This window comes from Enterobacter cloacae complex sp. SHL001 (genome assembly GCF_049236825.1).
Classification (GTDB): Bacteria; Pseudomonadota; Gammaproteobacteria; order Enterobacterales; family Enterobacteriaceae; genus Enterobacter; species Enterobacter hormaechei_C.
On the sequence record NZ_JBMKIP010000009.1, the window covers coordinates 86,893 to 105,825 of the forward strand.

An 18,933-nucleotide genomic window follows, 5' to 3' on the forward strand; every position below is an offset into this window, starting at 1 on the left:
ATGTTACTTAAGCGACGGGGCTTTGACCAGATAAGGGTGTCGAAAGGTATTTACTTTAAGTTAATGCCTGGGTAGAGCCGCGCACAATCAGCTCACAATCCAGTAGCCGTGACCCACTGCTAACTGATTGACCGTGCAGTTGATCCAGCAAAAGCAGCATCGCTTCCCGGCCGATGTCATACCGCGGCTGTGCAACGGTCGAAAGCGGCGGATCGCAAAACTCCGAAAGTGAAATATTATCAAAACCGATTATCGACAGGTCCTGCGGCACGCGCAGGCCGTGACGTTTGGCGTAGGATAACGCCCCCAGCGCCATCACGTCGCTGTGGCAGAAGACCGCGGTGGGCGGTTCTGGCAAGGCCAGCAATTTTTCCAGCGCCTGCCCGCCCGCTTCAAAGGTGAAATCACCGCGCGCAATGTAGTGCGGATCGACGATAGCCCCGGTACGGCGCAGCGCCTGAACGTAGCCCTGCAAGCGGTAATGACACAGCGGCATCTCTTCTGGTCCGGCGATACAGCCGATACGCTTATGCCCCAGTTCCTGAAGATAGTTCACGGCGTTGAATGCGGCGGTGAGGTTATCGATATGAACGGTTGGCAGCTCCAGCTCCGGCGCGAATTCGTTCGCCATGACCATCGGCGGTAAATTGCGCTGTTCTTCAATGCTGGCATCAAACGGCAGGCGTGAGCCAAGCAGCAGCATGCCATCAATCTGCTTGGTGATGATCAGGTCGATGAACGTTTTTTCCTGCTGGTTCTGGTGAGCACAATCGCCAATCAGCACCAGATAGCCCTGGGCGGCGGCCGTGACCTCAATGCCGCGGATGATTTCGCTGAAGAAGGGATCGCAGATGTCCGGCACGATCACCAGGATGGTGCGGGATTCGTTGCGTTTAACGTTGCGCCCCATGGCTTGCGGGAAATAACCGACCTCAAGCGCCGCCTTTTCAACCCGGTTTCGGGTCGCCTGGGAGACTTTGTCAGGGTTCATCAATGCGCGGGACACGGTTGCTGTTGAGACTTGTGCTTTCTCGGCAACGTCTTTCATGGTCGCCGAGGCAACCTCTTTCCTGGACTTCAACGTCTTCTCCTCGCCTGAACACCGAACTGCGGACAGCACCATTTTTACAGATAGTTAATGGAATCGGTTACAGAATTTTCATAAAAAGTGTGAGGCGCATTAAATTTTTCGATCCGTCTTCAGCCTTCAATCGGATCGACGTCAAGAACCCACTTCACTTTTCGCGCTTCCGGCAGGGTATTGATCAGCGCCAGCGTGCCGCTGACGATCTGCTGTAAACGGATACGCGAGGGGTGCTGAAGTAAGAGTTGCCAGCGGAAACGGCCCCCGCGTTTCGGGGCGAGCGCGGGTACCGGGCCTAAAATCCACAGCTGATTATCCACCAGCGGGCTGGCTTGCAGGAGGTTTCTCAGCTGTTGCAGGAACAGCGGCGCCTGCTGGTTATTATGATCTTCCGCACGGATGATAACGTGGCTGGTCCACGGGGGAAGCTGCATCGTCTGACGTTCGGCCAGCGCCTGGTCCGCGAAGGCGTCATAGCCTTTGTGCAGCAGAGTTTGCAGCAGCGGATGTTCAGGGTGGTGCGTTTGCAGCACCACCTCGCCCTGCTTACCCGCCCGACCAGCGCGACCGGCAACCTGGGTATAAAGCTGGGCGAAACGCTCGGCGGAGCGAAAATCCGCGGAGAACAGCGCGCCGTCGACGTCCAGCAGGGCGACCAGCGTCACGTCCGGGAAGTGGTGCCCTTTCGCCAGCATCTGAGTACCAATCAGGATGCGCGCGCCGCCGCGATGCACTTCCGCCAGCTGCTGCTCCAGCGCCCCTTTACGGCTGGTGGTATCCCTGTCTATACGGGAGATGGGCACGTCCGGGAAGAAGGGCGCGAGCGCCTGTTCAAGCTGTTCCGTTCCCAGACCGACCGGCACGATGTGCGTTGAGCCGCAGGACGGGCATTGACGGGGGACCGGACGCTGGCTGTCGCAGTGGTGGCAGCGTAAATGGCGCTGAGCCTGGTGGAAGGTGTAGTAGTGATCGCAGCGCGGGCACTCCGCGATCCAGCCGCAGTCGTGGCACAGCAGCGCAGGCGCGAAGCCGCGGCGGTTCAGGAACAGGATCACCTGGTTGCCCGCCTGCAAATGCTGGCGCATGCGGCTAATCAGCGCAGGCGCTAACCCGGCCTGCACCTGCTGGCCTTTCAGATCCAGCACATGCTGAATGGCCGGGCGAGCATTCCCCGCACGGCGCGTCAGGCGCAGCATGTGGTATTTACGCTGGCGAACGTTGTGCAGCGTTTCAAGCGCGGGGGTGGCGGACCCGAGAATAATGGGGATTTGTTCGCTGTGGGCGCGGTACACGGCTAAGTCGCGGGCGTGATAGCGCCAGCCTTCCTGCTGTTTATAGGAGCTGTCATGCTCTTCATCGATCACGATAACGCCGAGATTTTTAAACGGCGTAAACAGCGATGAACGGGTGCCGATCACAATTGCTGCTTCGCCGTTTTTCGCTTTCAGCCAGGCGCTGAGGCGCTCGCTGTCGTTCAGGCCGGAGTGCAGGACCTCAACGGGCGCATTAAAGCGTTCACGAAAACGCGCGATGGTTTGCGGCGTCAGGCCGATTTCCGGCACCATCACCAGCGCCTGTTTGCCCTGCGCGAGCACGTTTTCCAGCACGCTCAGATACACTTCGGTTTTACCGGAGCCGGTGACGCCCGCCAGCAGCCAGGCGGAAAAATGGTCGGCGGCGCTGTGAATCGCGCCCACGGCGGTGGCCTGCTCGGTATTCAGACGCAGGCGATCGCCCGAGACGGAAAAGCCGTCGCGCCAGTCGTGAAGGGCAGGTGCTTCACTGGCCAGCTCGCTCAACCCTTTCTTCCTTAATGCCTGCAACGCGGTTTCGCTTACCTCAAGCTCGTCGACCTGATGGCGCCAGATTTTTCCCTGGCGCAGCGCGGCCAGCGCCTGCTGCTGTTTCTGCGAGCGCTTCAGGCTGTTAATGTCCACAGCCTGGCCCTGCTCGGTGGCAAACCAGTACCACATTGGCGCGTGGCTGGCGCTCTTGCCCTGGCGCAGCATAATGGGCAGGGCATGGAACAGCACGTCGCCAATCGGATGATGATAATAATCTGCCGCCCACAGCAGCAGTCGCCAGGTGCTGGTGGAGTAAACCGGCTCGCTGTCCAGCACCTCAACAACCGATTTCAGCTCGTTAAGCGGCAGTTCGCTGTGTTCGCTGACGGACACCACGATCCCCACACGCTGCTGTTTGCCAAACGGCACGGTCACGCGACAGCCCGCTTTGGCGCTCATGCTGTCGGGCAGCAGGTAGTCAAAGGTGCGGGGAAGCGGAACGGGCAGGGCAACGTGAGCGACGGGCATCGAATCTTCCTGACTTGAAAAGTGGCGCGTTAGTATACACATTAGTGAAAGCGGCGTGCGGATCAGTTTGCATACGTTGGTCAAATTCTGTATGATTCGCCGCCTTTGGTGTATTTTACGCCAAAGAACTTACATTCAACATCGCGTGGTGTCTGGCGTTAGGGCTGGAAGAGCGACGCGGCCTTAACTGAGGTTCTCCCATGAAAAAAGATATTCACCCGAAATACGAAATGATTACTGCAAACTGCTCTTGCGGTAACTCTATCCAGATCCGCTCTACCGTGGGTCACGATCTGAACCTGGACGTGTGCGGCAAATGCCACCCGTTCTACACTGGTAAGCAGCGTGATGTTGCAACCGGTGGCCGTGTTGACCGCTTCAACAAGCGTTTCAGCATCCCGGGCGCTAAATAAGTTTCCCGAAAAAAAGGCACCGCAAGGTGCCTTTTTTGTATCCGCTTATCAGTATTCCCACGTATCCGGGTCGATACCCAGTTCACGCATGATCACCTTCGCCTCTTCTGGAATTTCGTCACTGCGCTCTTTGCGCAGATCGTCATCGTTCGGCAACGGTTGGCCGGTAAACGCATGCAGGAACGCTTCGCACAGCAGTTCGCTGTTGGTGGCGTGACGCAGGTTGTTCACCTGACGACGCGTACGTTCATCGGTGAGGATCTTCAACACCTTCAGAGGAATGGACACCGTGATTTTCTTGACTTGCTCACTCTTCTTACCGTGCTCAGCGTATGGGCTGATATATTCGCCGCTCCATTCAGCCATGAGATACCTTTAATCCTCTCAGTCATTAATCTAAAGGTGCAAAACCGGTAACCATCAGTTTTGAACCGTAATCTTGCGTAGTTTACCGTAGAGACGATACCGAGGCACGGATATTGCCGCTGTAGCGTGTCCTAAAGCATATAATTTTAACGGCTATTTGCACATTGCTCAATCTATACGCAAAGAAGTTTAGATGTCCAGATGTATTGACGTCCATACTTTCAATGTTTACTCTGGTGCCTGACTTTTCACCCCATTCGCCAGGAAGCCTCACCATGACGCGTAAACAGGCCACCATCGCAGTGCGTAGCGGATTGAATGATGACGAGCAGTACGGCTGCGTTGTCCCGCCAATTCATCTCTCCAGCACCTATAATTTCACCGGATTTAATGAACCCCGCGCGCATGACTACTCGCGTCGCGGCAATCCTACGCGTGACGTCACCCAGCGCGCGCTGGCGGAACTGGAAGGCGGCGCGGGTGCGGTATTAACCAATACCGGCATGTCTGCCATTCACCTGGTGACTACGGTGTTCCTGAAACCTGGCGATCTGCTGGTGGCGCCGCACGACTGTTATGGCGGCAGCTATCGTCTGTTTGATAGCCTGGCGAAACGTGGCTGCTACCGTGTGCTGTTTGTCGATCAAAACGACGAACAGGCGCTGAAACAGGCGCTTGCCGAGCAGCCGAAGCTGGTGCTGGTGGAAAGTCCAAGCAATCCATTGTTGCGCGTAGTCGATATTGCGAAAATTTGTCAGCTCGCAAGGGATGCGGGAGCGATAAGTGTAGTGGATAATACGTTCCTCAGTCCGGCCCTTCAGAACCCACTGGCACTGGGTGCCGATCTGGTGTTGCATTCATGCACTAAATATCTGAACGGCCATTCTGACGTAGTAGCAGGTGTGGTGATTGCCAAAGATCCTGAGGTAGTCACCGAACTGGCATGGTGGGCCAATAACATTGGCGTCACCGCGGGCGCGTTCGACAGCTATTTGCTGTTGCGCGGCATCCGTACGCTGTCGCCGCGTATGGACGTGGCGCAGCGTAATGCCCAGGCGATCGTGGATTTCCTGAAAACCCAGCCGCTGGTGAAGAAGCTTTATCACCCGTCGCTGCCGGAAAATCAGGGGCACGAGATTGCCGCGCGCCAACAGAAAGGATTTGGCGCGATGTTAAGTTTTGAACTGGACGGTGACGAGCAAACGCTGCGTCGCTTCCTGAGCGGGTTGTCATTGTTTACGCTGGCGGAATCCTTAGGGGGAGTAGAAAGCTTGATCTCCCACGCCGCAACCATGACGCACGCAGGTATGGCACCCGAAGCACGTGCCGCCGCCGGGATTTCCGAGACGCTGCTGCGTATCTCGACCGGTATTGAAGATTCTGAAGATTTAATTGCCGATCTGGAAAATGGCTTCCGGGTCGCAGCCAAGGGGTAATCATGAGTGTGATAGCGCAGGCAGGGACGAAGGGTCGTCAGCTGCACAAGTTTGGTGGTAGTAGTCTTGCTGATGTGAAATGTTACCTGCGTGTCGCAGGGATCATGACCGAGTATTCACAGCCGGGGGACATGATGGTTGTCTCTGCGGCGGGCAGCACCACCAACCAGTTGATTAGCTGGCTGAAACTGAGCCAGACCGATCGCCTCTCTGCGCATCAGGTGCAACAGTCCTTACGTCGTTACCAGAGTGAACTGATTGCCGGTTTGCTGCCTGCGGACGTGGCGGACGGGCTGATTAGCGCTTTTACGCACGACCTTGAGCGTCTGGCCGCTCTGCTGGACAGCGGCATTACCGATGCAGTGTATGCGGAAGTGGTTGGCCACGGTGAAGTGTGGTCTGCGCGCCTGATGGCCGCCGTGCTGCAACATCTTGGTGTGGAAGCCGCCTGGCTCGACGCGCGTGATTTCCTGCGTGCAGAACGTGCCGCACAGCCGCAGGTGGACGAAGGGTTGTCTTACCCGCTGCTGCAACAGCTGCTGGTGCAACATCCTGGTAAACGTATTGTCGTCACCGGTTTTATCAGCCGCAGCAATGCTGGCGAAACCGTTCTGCTGGGCCGTAACGGCTCTGACTACTCGGCAACGCAGATTGGCGCCCTGGCGGGCGTGTCCCGCGTCACCATCTGGAGCGACGTGGCCGGTGTCTACAGCGCGGACCCGCGCAAAGTAAAAGATGCCTGCCTGCTGCCGCTGCTGCGTCTCGACGAAGCGAGCGAACTGGCGCGTCTGGCGGCCCCGGTGCTGCACGCGCGCACGCTACAGCCGGTTTCCGGCAGCGACATCGACCTGCAACTACGCTGTAGCTACACGCCGGATCAGGGTTCCACCCGCATTGAACGCGTGCTGGCATCCGGCACGGGCGCGCGCATTGTCACCAGCCATGATGACATCTGCCTGATTGAGTTCCAGGTGCCTGCGGGCCAGGATTTCAAACTGGCACACAAAGATATCGACACCATCCTGAAACGTGCCCAGGTGCGTCCGCTGGCCGTTGGCATACATAACGATCGTCAGCTGTTGCAGTTCTGCTATACCGCTGAAGTGGTGGACAGCGCCCTGAAAATTCTGGATGAAGCGGGCCTGCCGGGCGAGCTTCGCCTGCGTCAGGGGCTGGCGCTGGTGGCGATGGTGGGCGCGGGCGTCACCCGTAACCCGCTCCACTGCCACCGCTTCTGGCAGCAACTGAAAGGTCAGCCGGTGGAGTTCACCTGGCAGTCGGAAGAGGGCATCAGTCTGGTTGCCGTGCTGCGTAAAGGGCCAACCGAAAGCCTGATTCAGGGTCTGCACACCTCCCTGTTCCGCGCGGAAAAACGCATCGGCCTGGTACTGTTCGGGAAAGGGAATATCGGTTCCCGCTGGCTGGAGCTGTTCGCCCGCGAGCAGGTAACGCTTTCGGCGCGTACCGGGTTTGAATTTATTCTGGCTGGGGTGGTGGACAGCCGCCGCAGCCTGCTGAACTACGAAGGGCTGGACGCCAGCCGGGCGCTGGCCTTCTTTAACGATGAAGCGGTTGAGCAGGATGAAGAGTCGCTGTTCCTGTGGATGCGCGCGCACCCGTACGACGATCTGGTGGTGCTGGATGTGACCGCCAGCGAACAGCTGGCCGATCAGTATCTGGATTTCGCCAGCCACGGTTTCCACGTCATCAGCGCCAACAAACTGGCGGGCGCGAGCAGCACTGATAAATACCGTCAGATCCATGACGCATTCGAAAAAACGGGCCGTCACTGGCTGTATAACGCCACCGTTGGCGCGGGCCTGCCGGTGAACCATACCGTGCGCGACCTGATTGAAAGCGGCGACAGCATTCTGGCGCTGAGCGGGATCTTCTCCGGCACGCTCTCCTGGCTGTTTTTGCAGTTTGACGGCACCGTTCCGTTCACCGACCTGGTGGATCAGGCGTGGCAGCAGGGCTTAACCGAGCCGGATCCGCGCGTTGACCTTGCCGGTAAAGATGTGATGCGTAAGCTGGTGATCCTGGCGCGTGAAGCCGGCTACGACATTGAGCCGGGTCAGGTACGCGTCGAGTCTCTGGTGCCTGCGGGCTGCGAGGAAGGGTCCGTCGATCACTTCTTCGAGAACGGTGACGAGCTGAACGAGCAGATGGTGCAACGTCTGGAAGCGGCTAACGAGATGGGCCTGGTGCTGCGTTACGTGGCGCGTTTCGAGGCGAACGGTAAAGCGCGCGTGGGCGTGGAGGCGGTGCGCCCTGAACATCCGCTGGCGGCGCTCCTGCCGTGCGACAACGTCTTCGCCATCGAAAGCCGCTGGTATCGCGATAACCCGCTGGTGATCCGTGGCCCGGGCGCGGGACGCGATGTCACCGCCGGAGCCATTCAGTCTGATATTAATCGTCTGGCTAAGCTGCTGTAATTTCGCTTGTTCCCTCTCCCCGTGGGAGAGGGTTAGGGTGAGGGCAGCAGACCGCACTCACCCCCATCATGAACGCCCTTCATCTTCCCTGAACAAACCTCACCGTTAATGTTGATTATTTCTGTTGACGTCATCCCGCTTTTCCGTCATTTTTACTTCTGGACGTCTAAACGTATAGAAGTTCACAACACAACAAACAACGACACGCGAAAGATAGAGGTAAGGTATGAGCTTTTTTCACGCCAACCAGCGGGAAGCCCTGAATCAGAGCCTGGCCGAAGTAAACGGCCAGATTAACGTCTCTTTTGAATTTTTCCCGCCGCGCACCAGTGAAATGGAGCAAACCCTGTGGAGCTCTATCGATCGCCTGAGCAGCCTGAAGCCGAAGTTCGTCTCCGTAACCTACGGCGCCAACTCCGGTGAGCGTGACCGCACGCACAGCATCATTAAGGGCATTAAAGATCGAACCGGTCTGGAAGCGGCACCGCACCTGACCTGTATCGACGCCACCCGTGATGAACTGCGCGCCATTGCCCAGGACTACTGGAATAACGGCATTCGCCACATTGTGGCCCTGCGCGGCGACCTCCCGCCAGGCAGCGGCAAGCCAGAGATGTTTGCCGCCGATCTGGTCGGGCTGCTGAAAGACGTTGCCGACTTTGATATCTCCGTGGCTGCCTACCCTGAAGTTCACCCGGAAGCCAAAAGCGCCCAGGCGGATCTGCTCAACCTGAAGCGTAAAGTGGAGGCCGGTGCTAACCGCGCGATTACTCAGTTCTTCTTTGACGTGGAAAGCTACCTGCGCTTTCGCGACCGCTGCGTCTCGGCGGGTATTGATGTCGAAATCATTCCTGGCATTCTGCCGGTCTCGAACTTCAAACAGGCGAAGAAATTCGCAGATATGACCAACGTGCGCATTCCGCTGTGGATGTCCAAAATGTACGAAGGGCTGGACGACGATCCGGAAACCCGTAAGCTGGTGGGGGCCAATATCGCGATGGACATGGTGAAGATTTTAAGTCGCGAAGGGGTGAAAGATTTCCATTTCTATACCCTGAACCGCGCGGAAATGAGCTACGCCATTTGCCATACGCTCGGTGTTCGCCCGGCGCTGTAAAGTAAAAAACCCTCATAAAATGAGGGTTTTTTAATCGAACGGAGAGTTAAAAGGTATTAGCTATCGAATCTGTGGATTAATTCAACTATCTCTTATCGCTAGTGGTGTATATCGTAACGGTAACACTGTAAAGGGAGCATAGCGATGAGCATGTCAGACGAGACCAATAACGCGGCATCCGCCGGCAAATGTCCGTTCCACCAGGGCGGCGTCGATCATAGCGCGGGTGCAGGTACCGGCAGCAAAGAATGGTGGCCTAAACAACTTCGCATCGATCTACTTAATCAACACTCCAGCCGTTCTAACCCTCTGGGTGAAGACTTCGACTACCGCAAAGAATTCAGCAAGCTCGACTATTCCGCCCTTAAGGGCGATCTCAAAGCACTGTTAACCGACTCACAACCGTGGTGGCCTGCCGACTGGGGCAGCTATGCGGGCCTGTTTATCCGTATGGCCTGGCACGGTGCGGGTACCTATCGCTCCGTTGACGGTCGCGGCGGCGCCGGACGCGGTCAGCAACGCTTTGCACCGCTGAACTCCTGGCCGGATAACGTCAGCCTGGATAAGGCTCGCCGCCTGCTGTGGCCAATTAAGCAAAAATACGGACAAAAAATCTCCTGGGCTGACCTCTTTATCCTCGCGGGTAACGTGGCGCTGGAGAACTCCGGCTTCCGCACCTTTGGTTTCGGTGCCGGGCGTGAAGACGTCTGGGAACCGGATCTGGACGTGAACTGGGGCGATGAAAAAGCCTGGCTGACCCACCGTGACCCGGAAGCGCTGGCGAAGCGCCCGCTTGCGGCCACCGAAATGGGCCTGATTTACGTTAACCCGGAAGGGCCGAACGCCAGCGGTGAACCGCTGTCTGCGGCGGCGGCGATCCGCGCTACCTTTGGCAACATGGGCATGAATGACGAAGAGACCGTCGCGCTGATTGCGGGCGGCCATACGCTCGGTAAAACGCACGGCGCAGGTGAAGCCACGCACGTGGGCACTGACCCGGAAGCGTCGCCGATTGAAGCGCAGGGCCTGGGCTGGGCCAGTACGCACGGCACCGGTATTGGCGCTGACGCCATCACCTCCGGGCTGGAAGTTATCTGGTCTCAAACCCCGACCCAGTGGAGCAACTACTTCTTCGAGAACCTGTTCAAATACGAATGGGTGCAGACGCGTAGCCCGGCGGGCGCCATTCAGTTTGAAGCCGTGGATGCGCCGGAAATTATGCCTGACCCGTTCGACCCGTCGAAAAAACGCAAGCCAACCATGCTGGTCACCGACCTGACGCTGCGTTTTGATCCGGAATTCGAGAAAATTTCCCGTCGCTTCCTGAACGATCCGCAGGCCTTCAACGAAGCCTTTGCGCGCGCGTGGTTCAAGCTGACCCACCGCGATATGGGGCCAAAAGCGCGGTACATCGGCCCGGAAGTACCGAAAGAAGATCTGATTTGGCAGGATCCGCTGCCTCAACCGGTGTTCCATCCGACGCAGGAAGATATTGAAAGCCTGAAAGCGGAAATCGCGGCCTCTGGTCTCTCCGTGAGCGAGCTGGTTTCCGTGGCCTGGGCGTCGGCATCGACCTTCCGCGGCGGCGACAAGCGCGGCGGTGCCAACGGCGCGCGTCTGGCGCTGGCGCCTCAGCGCGACTGGGATGTGAACGCCGCAGCGGTGCGGGCGTTACCGGCTCTGGAAGCCATCCAGCGCACCACCAACAAAGCTTCACTGGCCGATATCATCGTGCTGGCGGGTGTCGTAGGCGTTGAGCAGGCGGCGAAAGCCGCGGGCGTTTACGTCAACGTACCGTTCACCCCGGGCCGCGTGGATGCGCGTCAGGACCAGACGGACATCGAGATGTTTAACCTGCTCGAACCGGTTGCTGACGGTTTCCGCAACTACCGTGCGCAGGTGGATGTGTCCACTACGGAGTCGCTGCTGATCGACAAAGCCCAGCAGCTGACCCTGACCGCGCCGGAACTGACGGTGCTGATCGGCGGTCTGCGCGTACTGGGTGCAAACTTCGATGGCAGCAAGAATGGCGTGTTTACCAACCGCGAGGGCGTGCTGAGCAACGACTTCTTCATTAATCTGCTGGATATGAACACCCAGTGGAAAGCGACCGACGACTCAAACGAGCTGTTTGCCGGTAGCGATCGCGCCAGCGGGGAAGTGAAATACACCGCGACCCGCGCCGATCTGGTCTTCGGTTCAAACGCAGTCCTGCGTGCGCTGGCCGAAGTTTACGCCAGCAGTGATGCACACGAGAAGTTCGTTCGTGATTTTGTTGCCGCGTGGGCGCGAGTGATGGATTTGGACCGGTTTGATGTGAAGTAACCATTGTGCCGGGTGGCGGCTACGCCTTACCCGGCCTACAAATTAAAGTGCCATGTAGGCCGGGTAAGCGCAGCGCCACCCGGCTTTTTTATTACTCCCACTCCTGAAGGAAACGCTGTCCGTACTGGTCCGCCACCAGCAGCGCCGCATAGACCTGATCCGGCGTTACGCCGCCAGGCATGTTGTGAATGGTTTCCCCTTCGGCACAGGACGCCTCCGCGATCAGCCGCATTTTGGCCGGAATATCCTCTTTGATATTCAGCTGCGCCAGCGTGATCGGCAGCCCAACGCTGTGGCAAAGCGCGGCGACGGTCTCAATTTCTTCAACCGGCGCGTTCTCCAGTACCAGTTGCGTCAGCGTGCCGAACGCGACCTTTTCACCATGGTAGAAATGATGCGCATCCGGCACCGCCGTCATGCCGTTGTGAATGGCATGCGCCGCCGCCAGCCCGCCGCTTTCAAAGCCCACGCCGCTGAGATAGGTGTTGGCTTCGATAATGCGTTCCAGAGCCGGTGTGACCACGTGCTGTTCCGCCGCCAGCATCGCTTTCTCGCCCTCTTCAACCAGCGTGTTGTAGCACAACTCTGCCAGCGCTAGCGCTGCCTGCGTGCACTTGCCGCCCGCCATGGTCGTGGCGCCGCTGCGCGAACAGGCGCGCGCTTCAAACCAGGTTGCCAGGGCATCGCCAATCCCGGCGGCCAGCAGGCGCGCAGGTGCGCCCGCCACCACTTTGGTATCGACAATCACCATGTTCGGGTTGTGCGGCAGCATCAGGTAGCGATCGAACTCGCCGCTGTCGGTATAAATCACGGAAAGGGCGCTGCACGGCGCGTCGGTGGAGGCAATGGTCGGGGCAATGGCCACCGGCACGTCCATAAAGTGGGCCAGCGCTTTGGCAGTATCCAGCGTTTTTCCGCCGCCGATACCCAGCACCGCCAGACAGTCAGCGCTGTCGGCCAGCTTTTTTAGGCGATCGATTTCATTTTGCGAACATTCGCCACCAAATGGTGCAATTTCGGCATGGAGTCCGGCTTTTTTAAAACTCTGGCGCAGGGTTTCTTCAGCAAAACCCAGCACAAATTTATCGCCCACCACCAGCCAGCGATTTGCCAGCGGCTTCAGGTAGTCGCCGAGGCGAGTGAGAACATCTGCGCCCTGGATGTATTTTCCCGGGGATTGAATCACACGGTCCATAACATTACTCCCTTAGTGTTTGAGGTAAATTCTGTCCTGTTCGAACTGCACTAAGAGTGACTCTACTCCCGGCGTGCCGGTCATTTGTTGCGCTACGTCTAAGGGAAACGTGATTGCCTTACCGGTGGCAAAGATTGAGGGGGAGATCAGGGAAGGGGGAAGGTCGAGAAGTGCCCGGCAAGCGTAGCGCTGCCGGGCACTGAGCATTAACCGGTGTTGCGCATACCTGCCGCAACGCCTGCTATCGTTACCATCAGCGCCTGTTCAACGCGCGGATCCGGCTCTTTACCTTCCTCCTCCGCCAGACGCGAACGGTGTAGCAGTTCAGCCTGTAAAACGTTCAGCGGGTCGGTGTAGATGTTACGCAGCTGGATAGACTCGGCGATCCACGGCAGGTCTTCCATCAGGTGGGAGTCATTAGCGATATCCAGCACCACTTTAATATCGCCTTCAAGCAGCTCGCGCAGCTCTTTACCCAGCGCCCACAGCTCTGGTTTCACCAGACGCTGATCGTAGTATTCCGCCAGCCACAGGTCGGCTTTCGAGAAGACCATCTCCAGCATGCCCAGACGGGTAGAGAAGAACGGCCAGTCGCGGCACATGGTTTCCAGTTCGCTCTGCTTTCCGTCTTCCACCACTTTTTGCAGCGCCGCACCGGCACCCAGCCAGGCCGGCAGCATCAGACGGTTTTGCGTCCAGGCGAAGATCCACGGAATGGCGCGCAGGGATTCAACGCCGCCGGTCGGGCGACGCTTGGCCGGGCGCGAACCCAGCGGCAGTTTACCCAGCTCCTGCTCAGGCGTTGCTGAGCGGAAGTAAGGCACAAAGTCTTTGTTTTCACGCACGTAGCCGCGATAGAGGTCGCAGGAGATGTCAGACAGCTCGTCCATAATCCGGCACCAGGACTCTTTTGGCTCCGGCGGCGGCAGCAGGTTGGCTTCCAGGATCGCACTGGTATAGAGCGACAGGCTGCTGATGGTCACTTCCGGCAGGCCGTACTTGAAGCGGATCATCTCGCCCTGCTCGGTCACGCGCAGGCCGCCTTTCAGGCTTCCTGGTGGTTGAGAGAGCAGCGCTGCGTGTGCAGGCGCACCGCCACGACCAATGGAGCCGCCGCGTCCGTGGAACAGGGTCAGTTCAATACCGGCTTTTTCGCAGGTTTTGATTAGCGCATCCTGCGCCTGATACTGCGCCCAGGAGGCTGCCATCACGCCCGCATCTTTCGCGGAGTCGGAATAGCCAATCATCACCATCTGTTTGCCCTGAATAAAGCCGCGATACCAGTCGATGTTCAGCAACTGGGTCATCACGTCGTTAGCGTTGTTCAGGTCGTCGAGGGTCTCAAACAGCGGGGCCACTGGCAGGGCATAGTCAATGCCCGCTTCTTTCAGCAGAAGGTGAACGCCCAGCACGTCGGACGGGGTCTTCGCCATGGAGATCACATAGGCGGCCACCGATCCTTTCGGCGCATCCACGATCGCTTTACAGGTGTTGAGCACTTCGCGGGTGTCGTTGCTTGGCTCCCAGTTGCGCGGCAGCAGCGGGCGCTTGGAGTTCAGCTCGCGGATCAGGAACGCCTGTTTGTCGGCTTCTGACCAGCTTTCATAGTCGCCGATGCCGAGGTAGCGGGTCAGCTCGCCCAGTGCTTCGGTATGACGGGTACTTTCCTGACGAACGTCGATACGCACCAGCGGCACGCCGAAACACTTCACGCGGCGCAGGGTGTCGAGCAGTTCGCCGTTGGCAATGATGCCCATCCCACAGGCCTGGAGCGATTTATAGCAGGCGTACAGCGGCTCCCAAAGCTGTTCGTTCTGGCTCAGCAGACCTTCCGGCTTCGGCAGGCGCTGGCCTTTCAGGCGCGCTTCCAGCCAGACCTGAGTGGCCATCAGCTGACCGCGCAGTTTTTTCATCAGGAAACGGTACGGTTCGCTGGCGCCTTCTTCACCGGCCAGCGCGCGCAGTTCCGGCGTGGCTTCCACCATCGACAGCTCGGAGATCAGCACCTGAATATCTTTCAGGAACAGGTCGGTCGCTTTCCAGCGGCTCAGCAGCAGGACGTGACGGGTGATTTCCGCCGTCACGTTCGGGTTGCCGTCGCGGTCGCCGCCCATCCATGAGGTGAAGCGCACCGGAACAAAATCAACCGGCAGGCGGTAGCCCAGGTTCTCTTCCAGCTGTTCGTTCAGCTCGCGCAGGTAGTTGGGGACCCCTTCCCACAGGCTGTTTTCCACCACCGCAAAGCCCCATTTGGCTTCGTCGACCGGGCTTGGGCGATGCTTACGAATTTCATCGGTGTGCCAGGACTGGGCAATCAGCTGGCGCAGACGGCGCATAAGCTGGTTACGTTCGTAGTCGGCAATGTCTTTGTTATCCAGTTGCTTCAGACAGCTGTTCACTTCCACCATTTTGTGGATCAGCGTACGACGGGTGATTTCAGTTGGGTGTGCGGTCAGCACCAGCTCCAGCGAAAGGGATTCTACCGCTTTTTTGATGGTCGCTTCGTTGAGGTCGGGCTGGTCTTTGAGTTTACGAAGGGTGCGGGCAATGACTTCCGGGTTGCTGGCCGCTTCGCCTTTTGGCGAAATGCTGTGGTATTGCTCAGCGGTGTTTGCCAGGTTCAGAAACTGGCTGAAGGCGCGGGCAACGGGCAGCAGCTCATCGTTAGAGAGGTTCTGCAAGGTGGTGAGCAGCTCCTGACGATTGGCCTCGTTACCGGCGCGGGAAGATTTGGACAGCTTGCGGATGGTTTCAACGCGGTCGAGGATGTTCTCCCCCAGTGCGTCTTTGATGGTATCTCCAAGCACTTTGCCGAGCATACTGACATTACTACGCAACGCGGAATATTGTTCGTTCATAAAAACCCAGTCACCCCATCATTTTTGTTTATGCCCATGCGAAAATCTTCTGGACATTATTTTGTCATCTCCCTTTATAAAGCCACGTAAAACCCCCGTCGTCAATTGCTGCGAAAACGGTTCAGCAAACGAATAAATGTGGGCAATTTACGAAATTTAATTCGTATTGCGTCAGATAAGAGATGCTTATGGGAATGTGACGAAGATCATGCGATTTGTTGCCCTCACCCTAACCCTCTCCCACAGGGAGAGGGGACTGTTCGGTGCGTTTTTAATGCCAGCAGAAGTGATGCACAACCTGGGTAATGAGTTCGCGAGTGGGCTTGATGAAGCGGGTTTCGAGATATTCGTCCGGCTGGTGGGCCTGGTTGATGGAGCCAGGGCCCAGAACCAGCGTCGGGCACAGCGTCTGAATAAACGGCGCTTCGGTGCAGTAGTTCACCACGTCGGTTTTCTCGCCGAGCAGTTTTTCCACCACCTGAACCAGCTGATGGTCAGGCGGACATTCGTAGCCTGGAATCGGCGGATGCAGTTCGGAGACCGTCAGACGGCCCGGCCAGCGCTCGCTGACCGGTGCCAGCGCTTCGTTCAGTAAGCCATCCAGATCGCTTAGCGTCATGCCCGGCAGAGGACGGATATCCATATGCAGTTCGCAGCAGGCGCAGATACGGTTGGACGCATCACCGCCGTGCAGGCTGCCGAGGTTTAGCGTCGGATACGGCACGGTGAACGCCTCGTAGTGATAGCGCTCTTTCAGATCGTCGCGCAGGGTCATGATGCGGCCAATCGCGTCATGCATCAGCTCGATGGCGTTCACGCCGCGCGCCGGATCGCTGGAGTGGCCGGACTGTCCGAGCACGCGCACCGCGGTAGAAATATGGCCTTTGTGCGCCCGAATCGGTTGCAGAGAGGTCGGTTCGCCGATGATCGCGCAGTCAGGACGAATCGATGTATTTTCAGAGAAATAACGTGCGCCCGCCATGCTGGTCTCTTCATCGGCGGTCGCCAGAATGTAGAGCGGCTTTTTCAGGGTTGTCACGTCCACGTCACGCAGCGCGTCGAGGATAAAGGCGAAAAAGCCTTTCATGTCGGCGGTGCCCAAACCGTAGAGTTTGTTGTCATGTTCGGTCAGCGTGAACGGATCGCGTGTCCAGCGGCCATCATCAAACGGCACGGTGTCAGTGTGGCCAGCCAGCAGCAGGCCGCCCGCGCCATGTCCGGTACTGGCGAGCAGGTTAAATTTGTGGCGTGTTCCGGGGACGGGCTGAACCTCAACGTTAAACCCAAGATCGCTAAACCAACCCGCCAGCAGATTGATTAAAGACTCATTGCTCTGATCCAGGGCTTCTTCCGTCGCGCTGATGGAGGGTGTGGCAATCAGGGCGCGGTAAATCTCGATAAATGGCGGTAAGTTCATTTTCATTGTTGACACACCTTAGGTCGTGATAGTATCAATATTCATGCAATAAATGTGAATAAAAATACATTATCGTTGAGCATAAAGGAACCCGATGTTGAATACGCTGATTGTAGGCGCTAGCGGTTATGCGGGCGCAGAGCTTGTAAGCTACGTAAATCGCCACCCTCATATGACCATAACCGCTTTGACCGTGTCAGCGCAAAGCAATGATGCCGGAAAGTTAATTTCCGATTTGCATCCACAGCTTAAGGGCGTGGTTGATTTGCCTTTGCAGCCCATGTCTGACATCAGCGAGTTCACCGACGGCGTTGACGTTGTGTTTTTAGCCACGGCGCATGAAGTTAGCCACGACCTGGCACCGCAATTTTTAGCGGCCGGCTGCGTGGTCTTTGATCTCTCCGGCGCGTTTCGCGTTAACGACAGCGCGTTCTACGAAAAATATTATGGTTTCACCCATCAGCACCCGGATCTGCTCGAAAAAGCGGTGTACGGCCTGGCGGAGTGGAGCGCTGACAAACTGAAAGAAGCGGATCTGATTGCCGTGCCGGGCTGCTACCCGACGGCGGCGCAGCTTTCCCTGAAGCCGCTGATCGACGCGGGTCTGCTGGATCTGCATCAGTGGCCGGTGATCAACGCCACCAGTGGCGTGAGCGGCGCCGGGCGCAAAGCGGCGATCTCCAACAGCTTCTGCGAAGTGAGCCTTCAGCCGTATGGCGTGTTTAATCACCGTCATCACCCTGAAATCACCACCCATCTGGGCGCGGACGTGATTTTCACCCCGCACCTCGGCAGCTTCCCGCGTGGGATCCTCGAAACCATTACCTGCCGCCTGAAGCCGGGTGTGGCCAAAGAACAGGTGAGCGAGGTCTTCACGCAGGCGTATGCGGATAAACCGCTGGTGCGCCTGTATGACAAAGGCGTGCCGGCGTTGAAAAACGTGGTTGGCCTGCCGTTCTGCGACATCGGCTTTGCCGTGCAGGGCGAGCATCTGATTGTGGTCGCCGCAGAAGATAACTTACTCAAAGGCGCTGCCGCACAGGCAATGCAGTGTGCAAATATTCGTTTCGGCTTCCCTGAAACGCAGGCTCTTATTTAAGGTGTGATGATGAATCCATTAATTATCAAACTCGGTGGTGTACTGCTGGACAGCGAAGAAGCGCTGGAGCGCCTGTTTACCGCACTGGTGAACTATCGCGAATCACGCCAACGTCCGCTGGTGATTGTGCACGGCGGCGGCTGCGTGGTGGATGAGCTGATGAAAGGGCTCAACCTGCCGGTGAAAAAGAAAAATGGCCTGCGCGTGACGCCTGCGGACCAGATTGACATCATTACCGGCGCGCTGGCGGGAACGGCGAACAAAACGCTGCTGGCGTGGGCGAAGAAACACCATATCGCCTCCGTTGGCCTCTTTCTGGGCGATGGCGATAGCGTAAAAGTGACCCAGCTCGACGAAGAGCTTGGCCATGTTGGACTGGCGCAGCCAGGTTCGCCTGAGCTGATTAACACCCTGCTGGAAGGCGGTTTCCTGCCGGTGGTGAGCTCAATCGGCGTGACCGAAGAGGGCGAACTGATGAACGTCAATGCGGACCAGGCGGCGACGGCGCTGGCGGCAACGCTGGGCGCAGACCTGATCCTGCTCTCCGACGTGAGCGGCATTCTGGACGGCAAAGGCCAGCGCATTGCGGAAATGACCGCCGCAAAAGCCGAGCAGCTGATCGATCAGGGCATTATCACCGACGGCATGATCGTTAAAGTTAACGCCGCGCTGGATGCGGCCCGCACGCTGGGCCGCCCGGTGGATATCGCCTCCTGGCGTCACGCGGAGCAACTCCCGGCGTTGTTTAACGGCACGCCGATTGGCACGCGTATTCTGGCTTAAGATTCTGTGCCGGATGGCGCTTCGCTTATCCGGCCTACGTGAATTTTGTAGGCCCGGTAAGCGCAGCGCCACCGGGCAAAAATATCATCATTA

13 protein-coding genes are annotated in these 18,933 nt (G+C 57.9%); 7 read left to right on the plus strand and 6 right to left on the minus strand.

Translation table 11 applies throughout. The features are described from left to right. Positions 1 to 55: 55 nt before the first annotated feature. Positions 56 to 1,081 carry a DNA-binding transcriptional regulator CytR gene (gene cytR, locus ACOTYH_RS19670; RefSeq protein WP_017383100.1) on the minus strand — a complete coding sequence of 342 codons (1,026 nt, stop codon included), beginning with the start codon at positions 1,079 to 1,081 and terminating at the stop codon, positions 56 to 58. A 119-nt stretch (positions 1,082 to 1,200) separates the two neighbouring features. Next, the gene (gene priA / locus ACOTYH_RS19675; RefSeq protein WP_032104298.1) at positions 1,201 to 3,396 is read right to left on the minus strand and encodes a primosomal protein N'; all 2,196 of its coding nucleotides are present in this window, start codon (positions 3,394 to 3,396) and stop codon (positions 1,201 to 1,203) included. A 200-nt stretch (positions 3,397 to 3,596) separates the two neighbouring features. On the opposite strand from priA, the gene rpmE reads away from it, so the two are divergent. Continuing rightward, positions 3,597 to 3,809, plus strand: a complete 213-nt coding sequence (gene rpmE, locus ACOTYH_RS19680) for a 50S ribosomal protein L31 (RefSeq protein ID WP_003862040.1) — start codon at positions 3,597 to 3,599, stop codon at positions 3,807 to 3,809. 48 nt (positions 3,810 to 3,857) lie between these two features. On the opposite strand, the gene metJ is transcribed toward rpmE, so the two are convergent. After that, positions 3,858 to 4,175, minus strand: coding sequence for a met regulon transcriptional regulator MetJ (gene metJ, locus ACOTYH_RS19685; RefSeq protein ID WP_006179183.1), 318 nt, complete (start codon positions 4,173 to 4,175; stop codon positions 3,858 to 3,860). 275 nt (positions 4,176 to 4,450) lie between these two features. Between metJ and metB the strand changes: the two genes are divergently transcribed. The 4 genes from metB (at position 4,451) to katG (ending at position 11,488) form a co-directional block, all read left to right on the plus strand. Continuing rightward, positions 4,451 to 5,611: a cystathionine gamma-synthase gene (gene metB, locus ACOTYH_RS19690; RefSeq protein WP_015569951.1), complete on the plus strand. Its 1,161-nt coding sequence runs from the start codon at positions 4,451 to 4,453 to the stop codon at positions 5,609 to 5,611. Between the two features lie 2 nt (positions 5,612 to 5,613). Continuing rightward, positions 5,614 to 8,046 carry a bifunctional aspartate kinase/homoserine dehydrogenase II gene (locus ACOTYH_RS19695; RefSeq protein ID WP_047055743.1) on the plus strand — a complete coding sequence of 811 codons (2,433 nt, stop codon included), beginning with the start codon at positions 5,614 to 5,616 and terminating at the stop codon, positions 8,044 to 8,046. Positions 8,047 to 8,272: 226 nt separating this feature from the next. Further along, positions 8,273 to 9,163, plus strand: coding sequence for a methylenetetrahydrofolate reductase (gene metF / locus ACOTYH_RS19700; RefSeq protein WP_003862045.1), 891 nt, complete (start codon positions 8,273 to 8,275; stop codon positions 9,161 to 9,163). A 144-nt stretch (positions 9,164 to 9,307) separates the two neighbouring features. After that, positions 9,308 to 11,488, plus strand: coding sequence for a catalase/peroxidase HPI (gene katG / locus ACOTYH_RS19705; RefSeq protein WP_063151710.1), 2,181 nt, complete (start codon positions 9,308 to 9,310; stop codon positions 11,486 to 11,488). Positions 11,489 to 11,579: 91 nt separating this feature from the next. Here katG and gldA read toward each other — a convergent pair whose 3' ends face one another. From gldA to argE, 3 genes are all read right to left on the minus strand, one after another. Then, a complete protein-coding gene (gene gldA, locus ACOTYH_RS19710; RefSeq protein ID WP_003862047.1) occupies positions 11,580 to 12,683 on the minus strand; it encodes a bifunctional L-1,2-propanediol dehydrogenase/glycerol dehydrogenase in 1,104 nt (367 codons plus the stop codon). 206 nt (positions 12,684 to 12,889) lie between these two features. Further along, positions 12,890 to 15,541, minus strand: coding sequence for a phosphoenolpyruvate carboxylase (ppc, locus tag ACOTYH_RS19715; RefSeq protein ID WP_047055741.1), 2,652 nt, complete (start codon positions 15,539 to 15,541; stop codon positions 12,890 to 12,892). A 271-nt stretch (positions 15,542 to 15,812) separates the two neighbouring features. After that, positions 15,813 to 16,964, minus strand: a complete 1,152-nt coding sequence (argE, locus tag ACOTYH_RS19720; RefSeq protein WP_015569956.1) for an acetylornithine deacetylase — start codon at positions 16,962 to 16,964, stop codon at positions 15,813 to 15,815. 88 nt (positions 16,965 to 17,052) lie between these two features. Here argE and argC point away from each other — a divergent pair, with 88 nt between their 5' ends. Both argC and argB read left to right on the plus strand, forming a co-directional pair. Continuing rightward, the gene (gene argC, locus ACOTYH_RS19725; protein ID WP_017383109.1) at positions 17,053 to 18,057 is read left to right on the plus strand and encodes an N-acetyl-gamma-glutamyl-phosphate reductase; all 1,005 of its coding nucleotides are present in this window, start codon (positions 17,053 to 17,055) and stop codon (positions 18,055 to 18,057) included. Positions 18,058 to 18,063: 6 nt separating this feature from the next. Next, positions 18,064 to 18,840, plus strand: a complete 777-nt coding sequence (gene argB / locus ACOTYH_RS19730) for an acetylglutamate kinase (RefSeq protein WP_109937881.1) — start codon at positions 18,064 to 18,066, stop codon at positions 18,838 to 18,840. The last annotated feature ends 93 nt before the right edge of the window (positions 18,841 to 18,933 follow it).